Origin of the sequence: Serinicoccus kebangsaanensis (assembly GCF_008919445.1) — a bacterium.
Taxonomy (GTDB): domain Bacteria; phylum Actinomycetota; class Actinomycetes; order Actinomycetales; family Dermatophilaceae; genus Ornithinicoccus; species Ornithinicoccus kebangsaanensis.
Window position 1 is genome coordinate 1 of record NZ_VSLG01000011.1, and the last position, 15,116, is coordinate 15,116.

At 72.6% G+C, this 15,116-nt stretch carries 15 protein-coding genes; 10 read left to right on the forward strand and 5 right to left on the reverse strand.

The genetic code is table 11. From position 1 onward, the window contains the following. Nucleotides 1–73 precede the first annotated feature (73 nt). Entirely contained in the window at nucleotides 74–604 is a 531-nt protein-coding gene (locus tag FXF60_RS11730) for a glycine cleavage system transcriptional repressor (RefSeq protein WP_151526161.1), read from the forward strand. 10 nt (nucleotides 605–614) lie between these two features. Here FXF60_RS11730 and FXF60_RS11735 read toward each other — a convergent pair whose 3' ends face one another. Further along, complete coding sequence (locus FXF60_RS11735) at nucleotides 615–1,145, reverse strand: GNAT family N-acetyltransferase (RefSeq protein WP_151526162.1); 531 nt, start codon at nucleotides 1,143–1,145, stop codon at nucleotides 615–617. A gap of 80 nt (nucleotides 1,146–1,225) precedes the next feature. Here FXF60_RS11735 and FXF60_RS11740 point away from each other — a divergent pair, with 80 nt between their 5' ends. Together FXF60_RS11740 and FXF60_RS11745 are read left to right on the forward strand one after the other, a co-directional pair. Beyond that, entirely contained in the window at nucleotides 1,226–2,080 is an 855-nt protein-coding gene (locus FXF60_RS11740; RefSeq protein WP_151526163.1) for a bifunctional methylenetetrahydrofolate dehydrogenase/methenyltetrahydrofolate cyclohydrolase, read from the forward strand. Next, nucleotides 2,077–2,382 (forward strand): DUF3017 domain-containing protein, encoded by a 306-nt coding sequence (locus tag FXF60_RS11745; RefSeq protein ID WP_151526164.1) that lies wholly within the window; start codon nucleotides 2,077–2,079, stop codon nucleotides 2,380–2,382. The genes FXF60_RS11740 and FXF60_RS11745 overlap by 4 nt, the downstream gene beginning before the upstream one ends. An 18-nt stretch (nucleotides 2,383–2,400) precedes the next feature. Here the strand turns inward: FXF60_RS11745 and FXF60_RS11750 are convergent, their stop codons facing one another. Further along, the gene (locus tag FXF60_RS11750; RefSeq protein WP_151526165.1) at nucleotides 2,401–3,387 is read right to left on the reverse strand and encodes a malate dehydrogenase; all 987 of its coding nucleotides are present in this window, start codon (nucleotides 3,385–3,387) and stop codon (nucleotides 2,401–2,403) included. 177 nt (nucleotides 3,388–3,564) lie between these two features. On the opposite strand from FXF60_RS11750, the gene FXF60_RS11755 reads away from it, so the two are divergent. Then, a complete protein-coding gene (locus tag FXF60_RS11755) occupies nucleotides 3,565–3,852 on the forward strand; it encodes a LysM peptidoglycan-binding domain-containing protein (protein ID WP_151526166.1) in 288 nt (95 codons plus the stop codon). A 3-nt stretch (nucleotides 3,853–3,855) separates the two neighbouring features. Here FXF60_RS11755 and FXF60_RS11760 read toward each other — a convergent pair whose 3' ends face one another. The 3 genes from FXF60_RS11760 to FXF60_RS11770 are packed head-to-tail and all read right to left on the reverse strand — an operon-like array spanning nucleotide 3,856 to nucleotide 6,872. Next, the gene (locus FXF60_RS11760; protein ID WP_151526167.1) at nucleotides 3,856–4,404 is read right to left on the reverse strand and encodes a 2'-5' RNA ligase family protein; all 549 of its coding nucleotides are present in this window, start codon (nucleotides 4,402–4,404) and stop codon (nucleotides 3,856–3,858) included. Nucleotides 4,405–4,443: 39 nt separating this feature from the next. Then, the gene (locus FXF60_RS11765; protein ID WP_151526168.1) at nucleotides 4,444–5,697 is read right to left on the reverse strand and encodes a glycosyltransferase family 4 protein; all 1,254 of its coding nucleotides are present in this window, start codon (nucleotides 5,695–5,697) and stop codon (nucleotides 4,444–4,446) included. Nucleotides 5,698–5,741: 44 nt separating this feature from the next. Continuing rightward, nucleotides 5,742–6,872, reverse strand: coding sequence for a mannose-1-phosphate guanylyltransferase (locus FXF60_RS11770; RefSeq protein ID WP_151526169.1), 1,131 nt, complete (start codon nucleotides 6,870–6,872; stop codon nucleotides 5,742–5,744). Between the two features lie 23 nt (nucleotides 6,873–6,895). Here FXF60_RS11770 and FXF60_RS11775 point away from each other — a divergent pair, with 23 nt between their 5' ends. From FXF60_RS11775 to FXF60_RS11800, 6 genes are all read left to right on the forward strand, one after another. Next, nucleotides 6,896–7,996, forward strand: coding sequence for a quinone-dependent dihydroorotate dehydrogenase (locus FXF60_RS11775; RefSeq protein WP_151526170.1), 1,101 nt, complete (start codon nucleotides 6,896–6,898; stop codon nucleotides 7,994–7,996). Nucleotides 7,997–8,123: 127 nt separating this feature from the next. Then, complete coding sequence (locus tag FXF60_RS11780) at nucleotides 8,124–9,380, forward strand: amidohydrolase (RefSeq protein WP_238335832.1); 1,257 nt, start codon at nucleotides 8,124–8,126, stop codon at nucleotides 9,378–9,380. A 144-nt stretch (nucleotides 9,381–9,524) separates the two neighbouring features. Beyond that, on the forward strand, nucleotides 9,525–10,661 hold the full coding sequence (locus FXF60_RS11785; RefSeq protein WP_151526172.1) for a BMP family lipoprotein: 1,137 nt from the start codon (nucleotides 9,525–9,527) through the stop codon (nucleotides 10,659–10,661). A 168-nt stretch (nucleotides 10,662–10,829) separates the two neighbouring features. Then, nucleotides 10,830–12,503: an ABC transporter ATP-binding protein gene (locus FXF60_RS11790; protein ID WP_151526173.1), complete on the forward strand. Its 1,674-nt coding sequence runs from the start codon at nucleotides 10,830–10,832 to the stop codon at nucleotides 12,501–12,503. Beyond that, entirely contained in the window at nucleotides 12,500–13,813 is a 1,314-nt protein-coding gene (locus FXF60_RS11795) for an ABC transporter permease (protein ID WP_151526174.1), read from the forward strand. Before FXF60_RS11790 ends, FXF60_RS11795 begins: the two co-directional genes overlap by 4 nt. Next, complete coding sequence (locus tag FXF60_RS11800) at nucleotides 13,810–15,114, forward strand: ABC transporter permease (RefSeq protein ID WP_151526175.1); 1,305 nt, start codon at nucleotides 13,810–13,812, stop codon at nucleotides 15,112–15,114. Before FXF60_RS11795 ends, FXF60_RS11800 begins: the two co-directional genes overlap by 4 nt. Nucleotides 15,115–15,116 lie beyond the last annotated feature (2 nt).

The window sequence follows — 15,116 nt, forward strand, 5'->3', positions numbered from 1 at the left end:
CCACCGACGCCCATCACCACAACACCGTCCAGCCGATGCGCCAACCAGCCGCGGCTTGACATAGGAGAAACGCATGGCGACACTCGTGATCACGGTCGTCGGAGACGACCGCCCAGGGCTGGTCAGCGCGCTGGCCGACGTCATCGCCGAGCACGCCGGGAGCTGGGAGCGCAGCCAGCTGGCCGAGCTGGCGGGCAAGTTCGCCGGGATCGTCACGGTCGACGTCCCGGACGCGCGTGCCCAGGAGCTGGTCGAGGCCATCGCGTCCTGGACCGGCGTGCTGGAGACGACCGTGCACACGGCGGCGTCGGCGGCCGCGCCCGAGGGCGAGCTGCTGCACCTCGACCTCGTGGGCAACGACCGTCCGGGGATCATCAAGGAGATCACCGGCGCCCTGGCCGCGCAGCAGGTCTCGGTCGAGGACCTGCAGACCAAGGTCGTCCCGACGCCCCAGGCCGGGGGAGACCTCTTCGCCGCACGGGCCCGGCTCCGCGTGCCCGAGGCTGCTGACCTCCCCGCCCTGCGGGCGGCGCTGGAGCAGCTCGCCACAGAGCTGCTCGTCGACCTCAACGTCGACTCCGACGACAGCATCGACTGGGAGTGACCGACCGGGGTCAGCCGCTCCCGCACTCGTGGACGTACCGGTCGCCGCTCCATCCGTCGGGCTCGGCCACGATCCCGACGTGGCGGAACCCCAGGCGACGCGCGACGGCGGCCGAGGCGTGGTTGGCCGGGTCGCACCGGATGAGGAACCGCGTGACCGGTGCCTGGTCGGCCGCCAGCTGCATCGCCGCGCGCGTGGCGGCGGTGGCATAGCCACGCCCCCGGCGACCGGCATACATCGTGTAGGTCAGGTTGACCTCGCCGGGCCGGAGGTAGGACAGGCCTCGCTGGATCCCCACGACCCCGACGTGCTCTCCCGTCGTGGCGTCCTCGACGGCCAGGTCCACCACGTCCGCCCCCGCGCGCCATGCGTGCGCCATCCGCTCGAGCCAGGCCAGGTGCTCCTCGGTCGTGCTGGCGCGGCCGCCGTTCACCCAGCGGTCGACGAGGTCGTCGCAGCCCGAGGCATGGGCGGCGAGGTCGTCCGGCCGCAGCGGACGCAGCAGCACGGCTGGCTCGGGACGCGCGTCGGGGAGAGGCACGAGGGGACGGTAGCAACCCGTGGCGACGTGCCGCGGCCCGCGCGCCCGGTCGCCCCGTCGGCAGTCCTAGACTGCCTGGCATGACCGCCACCATCCTCGACGGCAAGGCCGTGCACGCGACCATCCAGGACGAGCTGCGCACCCGGGTGGAGGCGCTGGCGGCGCGGGGCGTCGTGCCCGGCCTGGCCACCGTCCTGGTCGGCGACGACCCCGCCAGCACGTGGTACGTCGGCGCCAAGCACAAGGACTGCGCGCAGGTCGGAATCACCTCGGTCCGGCGGGACCTGCCCGCGGGTTCCAGCCAGGCGGACGTGCTCGGCGTCGTCGACGAGCTGAACGCCGACCCGGCGGTCACGGCCTTCCTGGTGCAGCAGCCGACCGGTCTGGACGAGTTCGCGATCCTGTCCCGGGTGGACCCGGCCAAGGACGTGGACGGGCTGCACCCGACCAACCTGGGTGCGCTCGTCATGAACGAGCCCGCGCCGCTGCCCTGCACCCCGGTGGGGTGCGTCGAGCTGCTGCGCCGCTACGACGTGCCGGTCGCGGGCGCGGAGGTCGTCGTCGTGGGGCGCGGTCTCACCGTGGGGAGGCCGCTCGGGCTGATCCTCACCCGACGCAGCGAGAACGCCACCGTGACCCTGTGCCACACGGGGACGCGGGACCTGGCCGAGCACACGCGCCGCGCCGACATCATCGTCTCGGCGGCGGGGGTGCCCGACATGATCACCCCCGACATGGTCCGTCCCGGGGCGGCCGTCCTCGACGTCGGCGTCGCGCGGCGGGACGGGAAGATCGCCGGAGACGTCCACCCGGACGTCGCGCAGGTGGCGGGGTGGCTGACCCCGAACCCCGGCGGGGTGGGCCCGATGACGCGGGCGATGCTGCTGAGCAACGTCGTCGAGGCGGCGGAGCGGGCCGCCAAGCGGGTCGGATGAGCCCCACGGGGGACGCCGACGAGAGCCAGCCCCTGGTCAGCACGGGCACCCGTCCACTGGGGCCGTGGTGGCTCGCCGTGCTGGGGCTGGTGGCCGCCGGGATGCTGCTCATGTCGTCGAACCTGCGGGCCTACGGGTATGCGCTCGGCGGCACCTTGGGGCTGCTCGCCGTGCTGCGGGCGGTGCTCCCGGCGGGCCGGGCGGGCGGACTGGTGGTCCGTGGGCGCTGGATCGACGTCCTCACCCTGCTGGTGCTGGGGGTCGCGGTGGCCGTGCTGGCCTCGACCCTGCGCCTGGTGTGACCCGCCCGGCCGCGCTGCTCAGACCAGGCCGAGCTCGGTGACGGTGGCGCGCTCCTCGGCCAGCTCTGCGACCGACGCGTCGATCCGGCCCCGGGAGAAGTCGTCGATCTCCAGACCCTGCACGATCTCGTAGGAACCGTCACGGGTGGTGACGGGGAAGGAGCTGATCAGCCCCTCCTCGACGCCGTAGGAGCCGTCGGAACGGACGGCCATCGAGACCCAGTCGCCCTCGGGGGAGGCTCCCAGCCAGTCGCGGGCGTGGTCGATGGTGGCCGACGCGGCGGACGCCGCGGAGGAGGACCCGCGGGCCTCGATGATGGCCGCGCCGCGCTTGGCGACGGTCGGGATGAAGGTGTCCTCGATCCACTGCTGGTCACCCACCGCCTCGGCCGCGTTGCGGCCGCCGACCTCGGCGTGGAACAGGTCGGGGTACTGGGTGGCGCTGTGGTTGCCCCAGATGGTCATGTGCGACACCTCGCCGACCGGCGCGCCGACCTTGGCGGCGAGCTGGGCGATCGCCCGGTTGTGGTCCAGCCGGGTCAGCGCCGAGAAGCGCTCGGTCGGGATGTCCGGGGCGTTGCTCATGGCGATCAGGGCGTTGGTGTTGGCCGGGTTGCCGGTCACCGTGATCCGCACGTCGTCGGCGGCGTGCGCGTTGAGGGCCTTGCCCTGGGCGGTGAAGATGGCGCCGTTCGCCTCGAGCAGGTCTCCGCGCTCCATCCCCTTGCTCCGCGGCCGGGCTCCGACCAGCAGGGCGACGTTGACGCCGTCGAAGACCTGGTTGGGGTCGTCGCCGATCTCGACGCCGGCCAGGGTGTCGAAGGCGCAGTCGTCGAGCTCCATGACGACACCCTCCAGCGCACCGAGGGCGGGCGTGATCTCGAGCAGGCGCAGCTCGATCGGGGTGTCCTTGCCGAGCAGCTCGCCGGAGGCGAGGCGGAAGAGCAGGCTGTAGCCGATCTGACCGGCCGCGCCGGTGACGGCGACCTTGACGGGAGTCTTCACGAGAAGGACCTTCCTGGGGGAGGACTGGGGCGGCTGACGCGCTCGACGCTAGCACCCGGTCCGTGGCGGGAGGCGGCCGAGTGGCCCGACCTCCGACGCCTGGGCTAGCGTGCCAGCGAGCCGTCGTCACGACCGCGGGCACCCGGACCGTTCCGGCCCGCACGAGAGGAGCGAGCGATGGGACTGTTCGACCGGATCAAGGGCGTGCTCGACGACGTCCGGGGGGCGCGGCCCGGCACCCGCACGCGACACCGGACCCCTGAGGCGGAGCCGGCGCCGTCGTCGTCACCGCACACTCCGGACCAGGTGACGAGGTATGCGACAGTCACGGTCCAGCCGGGGCAGACGCTGGCCGGCATCGCCGAGGAGCGCGGCGTCGACCTGCAGGAGATGGTGCGGCTCAACGGCATCGAGGCGCCGGACCTGGTCTTTCCGGGTCAGGTCTTCAAGCTGCCGCCGGCCTGATCCTCACCCGGCGAGCGGATAGTCGGCGCGGGTGCGCCAGACGCCGTCGCCGTCGTGCATGTAGAGCCGGAACGCGGCGGCAGGGTAGGAGCAGCTGAAGGCACCCAGGTCCCGGAAGGCGCGGTCCAGCGCCGGGAGCGGCAGGTCGTGCGCGAGCGTCACGTGGGGGTGGTAGGGGAAGTCCAGCGGTCGACGCACCGGACCGTCCCGGACGGCCCGCTCGAGCCGCTCGCAGTCGGCCACCCCCTTGGCCACCTGGACGAAGACCACGTCGGACACCGGCCGGAAGGTGCCGGTCCCGCGCAGCATCACCTCGAACGCCCCGTGCAGGGCCGCCACCCGCTGCAGGTGCTCCTCCAGCGCGTCCAGCTCGGTGCCGGACACCGGCGTGGGGGGGAGCAGGGTGATGTGGGTCGGGATGTGGGCGGCCCGCTCCTCGCCGTAGCCGATGCGCAGCCGCTGCAGATGGGTGCCCCACGGCTCCGGCACCGGCAGCGCCACGCCGACGACGGGGGAAGCCGGTGACGGGGCGGGGTCGTCGCGTCGACTCATCCCCGTCACCCTACTCGGGTGCTGCCGCGGCCCTGCAGGTCACGCGACGGATCGCCGGCCGGCGTGCACGACGGCGGAGTAGTGGTCCACGAGCTGATCCACGAGTGCGGGCCAGGAGCGCTCGTGCACCCGCTGCCGGCCGGCGGCCCCGAGCCGCTCCCGCAGGGCGGCCGCGCCGGACCCGACCAGCGGCATCACGGCGGCACGCAGGGCTCCGTGCTCGTCCGGGTCGAAGAGCTCCCCGGTGCGTCCTGGCTCGATGAGGTCCACCGGCCCGCCCCGCGCCGGGGCCACCACCGGGAGGCCGGCGGCCGAGGCCTCCTGCAGCGTCTGACCGAAGGTCTCCCGGGTCCCGGTGTGGACGAAGACGTCGAAGGCGGCATAGGCCTGGGCCAGCTCGGCTCCCTCGCGGCGTCCCAGGAAGACCGCCTCGGGGAGCTGGGCCTGGAGGATCTCCCGGCTCGGGCCCTCACCGACGAGCACCAGCCGGGTCCCGGGCAGCGAGGCGAGCTCGGTGAGCCGGTGCAGCTCCTTCTCCGGGGCGAGCCGACCGACATACCCCAGGATCGTCTCTCCCCGGGGCGCCAGCCGATCCCGCAGCGCGAGGGCTGCGGGGTCGGCGCGACGGTCCGGGTGGAAGAGGTCGGCGTCCACGCCGCGGCCCCACAGGGCGATCCGCGGCACCTCGTGCTCGGCGAGGTCCGACAGGGCCGAGGTGGACGGGGCCAGGGTGAGGTCGGCCTGCTCGTGGATCCGCCGGATCCAGCGCCACGCCGCCCGGGCCGTCAGGTCGCCGGCCGGCCCCGCGTGCTGACGGATGTAGGACGGCATGTCGGTCTGGTAGATCGCGACCGACGGGATCCCGAGCGCGCGGGCGGCGACGAGACCGCGCACCCCCAGGACGAACGGTGAGGCCACGTGCATGACGTCCGGCCGGAACCGGTGCAGCACCGTCTCGATCTCGTAGGACGGCAGCCCCACGCGGAACTTGCGGACCGGGACGCTGGTCACGGTGTGCACAGGGAAGCCGGCATAGTGCTCGGGCGTCATCACCGGGCTCCAGGGGCTGGTCCCGGGCGCGATCACCAGGGCGTCGTGGCCCTGGTCGCGCAGGCACTCGAGCACCTTGAGGACGCTGGTGGTGACGCCGTTGAGCGCGGGGAGGAAGGACTCGGTGACGATGGCGACGCGCACGTGGTCCAGCCTGGGGCCACCAGGTATGCCGGCGGTGGACTCCGCGGGTGTGTCCGGTGGCCGCCGGGTGACCAGGGGGTGCCCCACGCCGTCCCTCATCGGACGTCGTGGGGCCTCGGGGTGACGCGGCGCGGTGGACATCGTCAGGTCAGGTCCTCCCGGCCGAGGCGCTGCAGGGTGGCGACCATGGCGCCCACGTCCTGGCAGCGCTCGCGGGTCGTCACCAGCAGCGCGTCCGGCGTGTCCACGACCACGACCTCCTCCAGGCCCAGCACGACGACGGCGCGGTTACCGTGCGCCGCGACCACACCGGTCGAGTCCTGGGCGACGACCTCGCTCGACCGGCCGAGCACCCGCAGCCCCCCGTGCTCGGGACGGTCGTCGAGCAGGGTGGCGAGCGAGGCGAAGTCGCCCACGTCGTCCCAGCCGATGTCGGCGGGCACGACCACGACCCGTCCGGCTCTCGCGGCGGGCTCGGCCACCGCCCGGTCGATCGCGACGGCCTCCAGCGAGCCCCAGACCTGATCACCCTGACCGGGGTCGGCGGCCAGCAGCCGCAGCAGCCGCACCATCTCGGGGTCGGTGCGCGCGAGCAGGTCGAGCAGGGTGCTGGCGCGGACCACGAAGATGCCCGCGTTCCACAGGTGCCGGCCGCCCTCCAGGTAGGCCTGGGCCACCGCACGGTCCGGCTTCTCCACGAACGAGACCACCTGCCGGACGCCGTCGGCACCGTCCAGCGACCGGGCGTCCCCGACCTCGATGTAGCCGAAGGCGGTGGAGGCGTAGCGCGGGGTGATGCCGAGGGTGGCCAGCGCGCCGCTGCGGGCGGCCACCACGGCCTGCCGCACGCACTCCGCGAAGGCCTCCTCGTCGTCGATGACGTGGTCCGCGGCGAAGGACCCCAGGACCGCCTCCGGGTCACGTCGCTCGAGCACCGCAGCGGCCCAGCCGATCGCCGGCATCGAGCTGCGGGGGGAGGGCTCGAGCAGCAGGTTCTCCGGCGCCAGGTCGGGCAGCTGGCTGCGGACGGCGTCGGCGTGGCGACGGCCGGTGACCACCATCACCCGGTCCCCGGCGAGGGGACGGACCCGGTCCTGCGTGGCCTGCAGCAGCGAGCGACCCGTGCCGGTCAGGTCGTGCAGGAACTTCGGGGACTGGCGTCGGGAGAGCGGCCACAGCCGGGTCCCCGAGCCACCTGCGGGGATGACTGCGGTCAGGTCGTCGATGCCGTCGCCGCGCTCCACCGGGTGCGCGGCGCGGGTCGGGGTGCTCACCGCGCCAGTCTAGGGTTGCCTGCATGTCGGTGCCCCCGATCCCTCTGACGCTCCCACGGCGGCTGGCCGGCACGGCCGGACGACGTGCATACCGGCACCTGGGGCGTCCGGTGCTGTGGCGGATGGACGCCGAGCGAGCGCACCACGGCACCGTGCTCGCCGCGGACCGGCTGGGCCGCACCTGGCCCACCCGGGCGCTGCTCGCCGCCGCGGGATCCGCCGTGCCGCCCGCCGCGCCGGTCGACCTGCTGGGTCTGCGCTTCCCGAACCGCGTCGGCCTGGCGGCCGGCATGGACAAGGACGGGCGGGCCGTCCCGGCCTGGGGTGCGCTGGGGTTCGGGCACGTCGAGCTGGGCACCGTCACGGCGCTCCCGCAGCCCGGCAACCCGCGACCGCGCATGGTCCGGCTGCCGGGGAGCACGGCCGTGATCAACCGGATGGGCTTCAACAACCTCGGGGTCCAGGCCCTGGCCCAGCGGCTGCGCGAGGCGCGCGCTGCCGGGCTGGTGCGGATCCCGGTCGGGGTGAGCATCGGCAAGTCCAAGGTCACGCGGGTGGCCGAGGCGGTGCCGGACTACCTGACGTCGGTGGCCGCCCTGGAGGGCCTGGCGGACTACCTGGCGGTCAACGTCTCCAGCCCCAACACCCCGGGGCTGCGCTCGCTGCAGGACGCCGGCCCGCTGCGGCACCTGCTCACCGCCGTCGTGGAGGCAGCGGCCGGTGTGCCGGTGCTGGTCAAGCTGGCGCCGGACCTCACCGACCAGGCGCTGGAGGAGGCCGTGGCCGTGGCCCTGGACGCCGGGGTGGCCGGCTTCGTCGCGACCAACACCACGCTGGCGAGGGACGGCGTGGTGCCTCGTGAGGCCGCGCGGGCGCGTGCCGAAAAGGGTGGGCTGTCGGGCGCGCCGCTGACGGTGCGGGCCCGGGAGGTCGTGGCCAGGGTGCGCTCGCTGACCGACCGGCCGGTGATCGGCGTCGGGGGCGTCATGACCGGGGCCGACGCCGCGGCGCTCGTCGCGGCCGGTGCCGATCTGGTCCAGCTCTACACCGGGCTCGTGTATGCCGGGCCGGCCCTGGTGGCGGACGCGGTCGGAGCCACCACGGGCGACGCCCGGTCGGGGTGAGGATGACCACGAGCGACGCCCGGTGGGGGTGAGGATGACCACGAGCGACGCCCGGTGGGGGTGAGGGGAGCGGGCGTGGGTGCCCGCGTATCCTGGCCGGTGACCCTGCCCCGTCCGGAGAGTGCCGTTGACCACCGACGTGACCCGTCCCCTGAGCCAGACCACCACCCCGCCCGAGCCCAGCTCGCTGGCGCAGGTGCTGCGGCGGGTCGAGGAGGAGGTCGACGCCCACGCGGACGAGCTGCTCACCTGGCGGCGGGATGTGCACCAGCACCCCGAGGTGTGCTGGACCGAGCACCGGACCACCGAGCTGGTCGCCGGCGTGCTGTCCCAGGCCGGTGCGCGCGTGCGCACGCTGCCCGGCACCGGAGCGGTCGTCGACCTGGGTCACCCGGAGCCACGGACGCGGATCGCGCTGCGCGCCGACCTGGACGCCCTCCCCATCGAGGAGATCACCGGCCTGCCCTACGCCTCGCGGGTGCCGGGCGCCTGCCACGCCTGCGGCCACGACGTGCACACCGTCGGTCTGCTCGGCGCCGGCCTGGCGCTGCACGCCCTCGGTGACGAGCTGCACGCGCGCGAGCTCGGGGTCCGCCTCGTCTTCCAGCCCGCCGAGGAGACCCACCCGGGCGGCGCCCTGAAGGTCATGGAGCAGGGCGTGCTCGACGGCGTCGACCGGATGCTCGCGGTGCACTGCGACCCCTCGGTCGACGTCGGCAGCGTGGGGCTCCGGGTGGGGCCGATCACCGCGGCCTCCGACCAGGTGCACGTGGTCATCACCGGTCGCGGCGGGCATACCTCCCGCCCGCACCTGACCCAGGACATCACCTATGCCCTGGCCAAGGTGGTCACCGAGGTCCCGGCCGCGCTCACCCGCCGGCTGGATCCCCGGGCGGCGGCGGTGCTCGTCTGGGGGGTGGTCCGCGCCGGCGCGGCGGCCAACGTCATCCCGGCCCAGGGGGAGGCCCTGGGCACGCTGCGCATGCTGGACGCCGAGCTCTGGGAGGTGGTCGAGCCGATCTTCACCGAGACCGTGCAGGCGGTGGTGGCGCCCTACGGGGTCAAGGCCACGGTCCACTACACCAAGGGCGTGCCGCCGGTCGACAACGAGAACAGCTCGGTCGTCGCGCTGTCCAAGGCGGCGATGATGCTCCTCGGTGCGGGGGCGGTGCAGCCGACCAAGCAGTCGATGGGCGGGGAGGACCTGGGGTGGTACCTCCAGCAGGTCCCGGGCGCGATGGCCCGGCTGGGGACCCGCACGCCGGGTGGCCCGACCTACGAGCTGCACCAGGGCGACCTCGTCGTGGACGAACGCTCCGTCCTCATCGCCGCGAAGCTGCTCGCCGGGTCGGTGTTCACCGCCTTGAGCGAGTCACGCACGTGACGTCCTGACACTCCTGGGACGGATGTGACGGCGCAGGTCACGACCTGATCACGTCTTGGCTGACGTGCGCGTCATGGAGGCCCTACCGGCGGGTCACCAGGGTTACCATCTTCGCGTCATACCCACAGGACAAAGGAGTTTCCCGTGCGTCGGGTCCTGAAGCTTGCCACCGCCGGTGCGGCGGCCACCCTCGTCCTTGCCGCGTGCGGCGAGGCTCCCACCGAAGAAGACACGAACGCCGCCGGCGGCGAGAACGCCGAGAGCAGCGAGGCTGCGGGCGGCGGCGAGGAGGCCGGCGACTTCAAGGCCTGCATGGTCTCCGACTCCGGCGGGTTCGACGACCAGTCGTTCAACCAGTCGGGCAAGGAGGGCCTGGACTCCTCCGTCGAGGCCCTCGGCATCGAGGGGGTCGAGGTCGAGTCCCAGGCGGACACCGACTACGCCACCAACGTCTCCAACCTGGTCTCCCAGGGCTGCTCCATCACCATCGGCGTCGGCTTCCTGCTCGAGGACGCGATCCAGTCCGCGGCGGAGGAGAACCCGGACACCAACTTCGCGCTCATCGACTCCGCCTTCAGCGACGCCGACTTCGCGCCGGTCGAGCTGGACAACGCCAAGCCGATCCTCTTCAACACCGCCGAGGCCAGCTTCCTCGCCGGCTACCTCGCGGCCGGCATGACCGAGTCCGGCACGGTCGCGACCTTCGGTGGTCTGCAGATCCCCTCGGTGGCGGTCTTCATGGACGGCTTCGCCGACGGCATCGCGAAGTACAACGAGGACAACGCCGACGCCGACGTGCAGCTCCTCGGCTGGGACAAGGAGGCCCAGGAGGGCGCCTTCTCCGGTGACTTCGAGAACCAGAGCCAGGGCCAGACCCTGACCGAGCAGTTCATCTCCCAGGGCGCGGACATCGTCATGCCGGTCGCCGGCCCGGTCGGGCTCGGTGCCGCCGCGGCGGCGTCGGAGTCCGACGGCGTCCACATCATCTGGGTCGACTCCGACGGCTACCTCACCGCGTCCGAGTACTCCGACCTGATGCTGACCTCGGTCATGAAGCAGATCGGCCCCGCGGTCGAGCAGACCGTCACCGAGACGGTCGAGGGCGGCTTCAGCAACGAGCCCTACGTCGGCACCCTGGAGAACGAGGGCGTCGGTCTGGCGCCGTACCACGACTTCGAGGGCGAGGTCCCCGAGGAGCTCACCACGCAGATCGACGAGTACCGCGACCAGATCATCTCCGGCGACCTGGTCATCGAGTCGCCGAACAGCCCGCAGCAGTGACGTCGGCCGGGCACCGGTCGACGGCGTCGACCGGCTGAGCCCGGCGGTAGCGGCCCGGCCCATCTCGGGTCGGGCCGCTACGCTGTCCCCGCCACACCCCCGAGGTGCAGGCCTACCACCGCCGCCCTCGCCACCCTCCCGTGAGGTATGCATGAAGCAGGAACCGCGATGAAGCTCGAACTGCAGGGCATCACCAAGGTCTTCGGGTCCTTGGTCGCCAACGACCACATCGACCTGGTGGTCGAGCCCGGCGAGATCCACGCCCTCCTGGGCGAGAACGGCGCCGGCAAGTCCACCCTGATGAACGTCCTCTACGGGCTCTACGACCCGGACGACGGTCAGATCCTGCTCGACGGCGCACCCGCGACCTTCAAGGGCCCGGGGGACGCGGTCGCGGCCGGCATCGGCATGGTGCACCAGCACTTCATGCTGGTGCCCGTCTTCACCGTGGCCGAGTCGGTCGCCCTCGGCTACGAGCCGACCGGCGCCGCGGGTGTCCTCAAGCTGGACGAGGCCCGGCGGCGGGTCACCGAGATCTCCGACCGCTTCGGCTTCCACGTCGACCCGGACGCCAGGATCGAGGACCTGCCCGTCGGCGTGCAGCAGCGGGTGGAGATCATCAAGGCGCTGTCGCGGGACGCGAAGGTGCTCATCCTGGACGAGCCGACCGCGGTCCTGACCCCGCAGGAGACCGACGAGCTGATCGGGATCATGCGCGAGCTCAAGGAGGCCGGCACCTCCATCGTCTTCATCACGCACAAGCTGCGCGAGGTCCGGGCGATCGCCGACCGGATCACCGTCATCCGACGCGGCAAGGTCGTCGGCGAGGCCAGTCCCAGCTCCACCGAGACCGAGCTCGCCTCGCTCATGGTCGGACGCTCGGTCAGCCTCACCGTGGACAAGACCCCGGCCCAGCCGGGCGAGGCCAGCTTCGAGGTGGACGGGCTGTCCGTCATCGCCGCCAACGGCACCGTGCTCGTGGACGACATCTCCTTCGACGTCCGGGCCGGCGAGATCCTCTGCGTCGCCGGTGTGCAGGGCAACGGGCAGACCGAGCTGGCCGAGGTGATCCTCGGCATCGAGGAGGCGGACGCCGGCTCGATCCGGCTGGGCGGCGAGCCGATCCTGGGCAAGGGCGTCAAGGAGCGGCTCCGCTCCGGCATCGGCTTCGTCCCCGAGGACCGGTCCACCGACGGCGTCGTGTCCTCCTTCTCGATCGCGGAGAACCTCGTCCTCGACCTCTACGACACCGCCCCCTTCGCCCGCGGTGTCTCGATGAGCCCCGCCACGGTGGCGGCCAACGCCGAGCAGCGCACCGAGGAGTTCGACGTGCGCTACACCTCCGTGCACGACCCGATCTCCACGCTCTCCGGCGGCAACGCGCAGAAGGTCGTCCTGGCCCGGGAGATGTCGCGACCGCTGCGCCTGCTCGTGGCCTCGCAGCCGACGCGTGGCCTGGACGTCGGCTCCATCGAGTTCGTGCACAAGCGCGTGGTCGAGGAGCGCGACCGCGGCACCCCGGTGATCATCGTGTCGACCGAGCTGGACGAGGTGCTCGGCCTCGCCGACCGGATCGCGGTGATGTACCGCGGCCGCATCGTCGGCATCGTCGACGCCGTCGACGAGCACGGCACCCGGGTCAACCGCGACGTGCTCGGCCTGATGATGGCCGGCGTGCCGCTGGAGGACGCCCAGCAGCAGGCCGCCGAGCACCACTCGGTCCTCGGCGCGGCCGACCTGGACGGCGACGGCGTGCCGGACCACCTGCAGCGTCCCGCCGGCGAGCCCACGGGCGAGCACCGGCATACCTCCGCCCCTGCGACCACCGAGGAGCACCCGTGACCGAGGAGAAGCGCCCCGACGCGGGCGAGGAGCAGTCCGTCGCCGCGACCCCGCCGGGGGAGACCGGGGAGGGGCAGGGCCCCACCCTGCGCGAGCAGGAGCGACCCTCGGTGCTCTACCAGATCATGTCCGGCAGCGCCCTGATGTCGGTGCTCGCGGTCGTGCTGGCCCTGCTCATCGGCGGGCTGCTGATCGCCTTCGCCAACGAGGACACCCGCGAGGCGTCCACCTACTTCTTCGCCCGGCCCCTCGACACCCTGGCGGCCGGCTGGACGGCGATGACCGACGCCTACGTCGCGATGTTCCGCGGGTCGGTCTTCGACTGGCAGGCCGGCAGCTTCGCCGGGATGGTCAAGCCGCTGACCGAGTCGATGGTCTTCGCGGTGCCGCTGATCCTGGCCGGCCTGGGCATCGCGGTCGGCTTCCGGGCGGGGCTGTTCAACATCGGTGCGCAGGGGCAGATCATCGTCGGCGCCATCGTCGCCGCCTGGCTGGGCTTCGCCTTCGACCTGCCCGTGGTCATCCACCTGCTCGTCGCCATCCTCGGCGGCCTCATCGGTGGAGCGGTGTGGGGCGGCATACCAGGTGTGCTCAAGGCCCGCTTCGGCGCCAACGAGGTGATCGTCACGATCATGCTCAACTACATCGCGGTCTACCTCATCAGCTACATGCTCAAGCTGCCGAGCTTCAACCCCGGCCGCACCGGTCAGCGCAGCCCGGCCGTGAGCCCGGACGCGACCTACCCGCTGCTCGTGCCGCAGTGGCTCTGGCCGGACAACGGCTTCCGCCTGCACTGGGGCTTCGTGGTCGCGATCCTGGCCACGGTCTTCGTGTGGTGGCTGATGGAGCGCTCCACCGTCGGCTTCCAGATCCGCGCCGTCGGGGCGAACCCGGCCGCGGCGCGCACCGCGGGGATGTCGGTCGGACGGATCACCGTCATCACGATGGTCGTCGCCGGTGCCCTCGCGGGGCTGGCGGCCACCGGCCAGGTCCTGGGCACCGAGCGCTCGCTCACGGCGGGCGTCGCGGCGTCCTTCGGGTTCGACGCGATCACGGTCGCCCTGCTCGGTCGATCGCGCCCGTGGGGCACCTTCTTCGCCGGGCTGCTCTTCGGGGCGCTCAAGGCCGGCGGCTTCCTCATGCAGTCGCTCACGGCGACCCCGATCGACATCGTGCTGGTCGTGCAGTCCCTCATCGTGCTGTTCATCGCGGCACCACCGCTGGTCCGCACCGTCTTCCGGCTCCCGGACCCGGACCGCCGCCGCAGACCCAGGCGCACCGCCTCGACGACCCAGGAGGCCACGGCATGAGCACCGCGACCCAGCCGCACCAGGCCACCCCCTCGGACGAGACGAGCGTCCAGCGGACGCGGCCGAAGGTCAGCCTGAAGTCCACGATCGTGTATGCCCTGGCGGCGCTGGTCACCCTGCTCGCCTGGGTGCTGGACACGCCCGCCGACGCGAGGACGACCTTCCAGTTCGGCAGCAGCGGGGACCTCTTCCGCATCCCGAACGTCCCGGTGCCCGCCCTGGGCTTCCTGGTCGTGCTGCTCGTGGTGATGCTCGCGGCCACGGCCTTCTCGTTCTGGCGCTACCGCGAGCGGCGACCCCTGCCGGCGTGGGTCCACGTCGTCGTCGGCGCCTCCTTCGTGCTGGCCTTCCTGACCTTCGTCGGGGCGGGCCGGAGCACCGTCATCCCCATGGTGTCGCTGCTGGCGGGTGCGCTGGCGCTGTCGGTGCCCCTCGTCTTCGGCGCCATGTCCGGCGTGATCTGCGAGCGCTCGGGCATCATCAACATCGCCATCGAGGGTCAGCTGCTGTTCGGCGCCTTCGCCGGTGCGGTGGCCGCCTCGGCAGCCGGGTCGGGCTACGTGGGGCTGATCGCCGCGCCGATCGCGGGCGGCCTCGTGGGCGCCGGGCTCGCGTGGTTCGCCGTGACCTTCCGGGTCAACCAGATCATCGTCGGCGTGGTGCTCAACACCCTCATCATCGGCCTCACCGGCTTCCTGTTCTCCACCGTGCTGTCGGACAACAAGGCGCTGTGGAACACCCGCATGCCGCTGCCCCGCATCCGGATCCCGCTGCTCGCGGACATCCCGGTCATCGGGCCGGTGCTGTTCAACCAGACGATCCTGGTCTACCTCATGTACGCCCTCGTCATCGGGCTGCAGATCATGCTCTTCCGGAGCCGCTGGGGCCTGCGGACGCGCGCCGTCGGGGAGCACCCGAAGGCCGCCGACACGGTGGGCATCAAGGTCAACGTGCGCCGGGTGTGGAACACCATCCTCGGTGGCGCGATCGCCGGGCTGGGCGGGGCGTTCTTCACCGTCGGGTCCGGTCTGGCCTTCGGCCGCGAGATGTCCGCCGGTCAGGGCTACATCGCCCTCGCCGCGATGATCCTGGGCAAGTGGAACCCCTGGGGCGCCGTCATGGCTGCGCTGCTCTTCGGCTTCTCCAAGAACCTCGGCAACGTGCTGTCCACCATCGGCAGCGGGGTGCCCTCTGAGCTGCTGCTCATGCTGCCCTACGTCATCACCATCCTGGCCGTCGCCGGCTTCGTCGGGCGGGTCCGCCCACCCGCCGCCGAGGGCGTGCCCTACACCAAGAGCTGAGG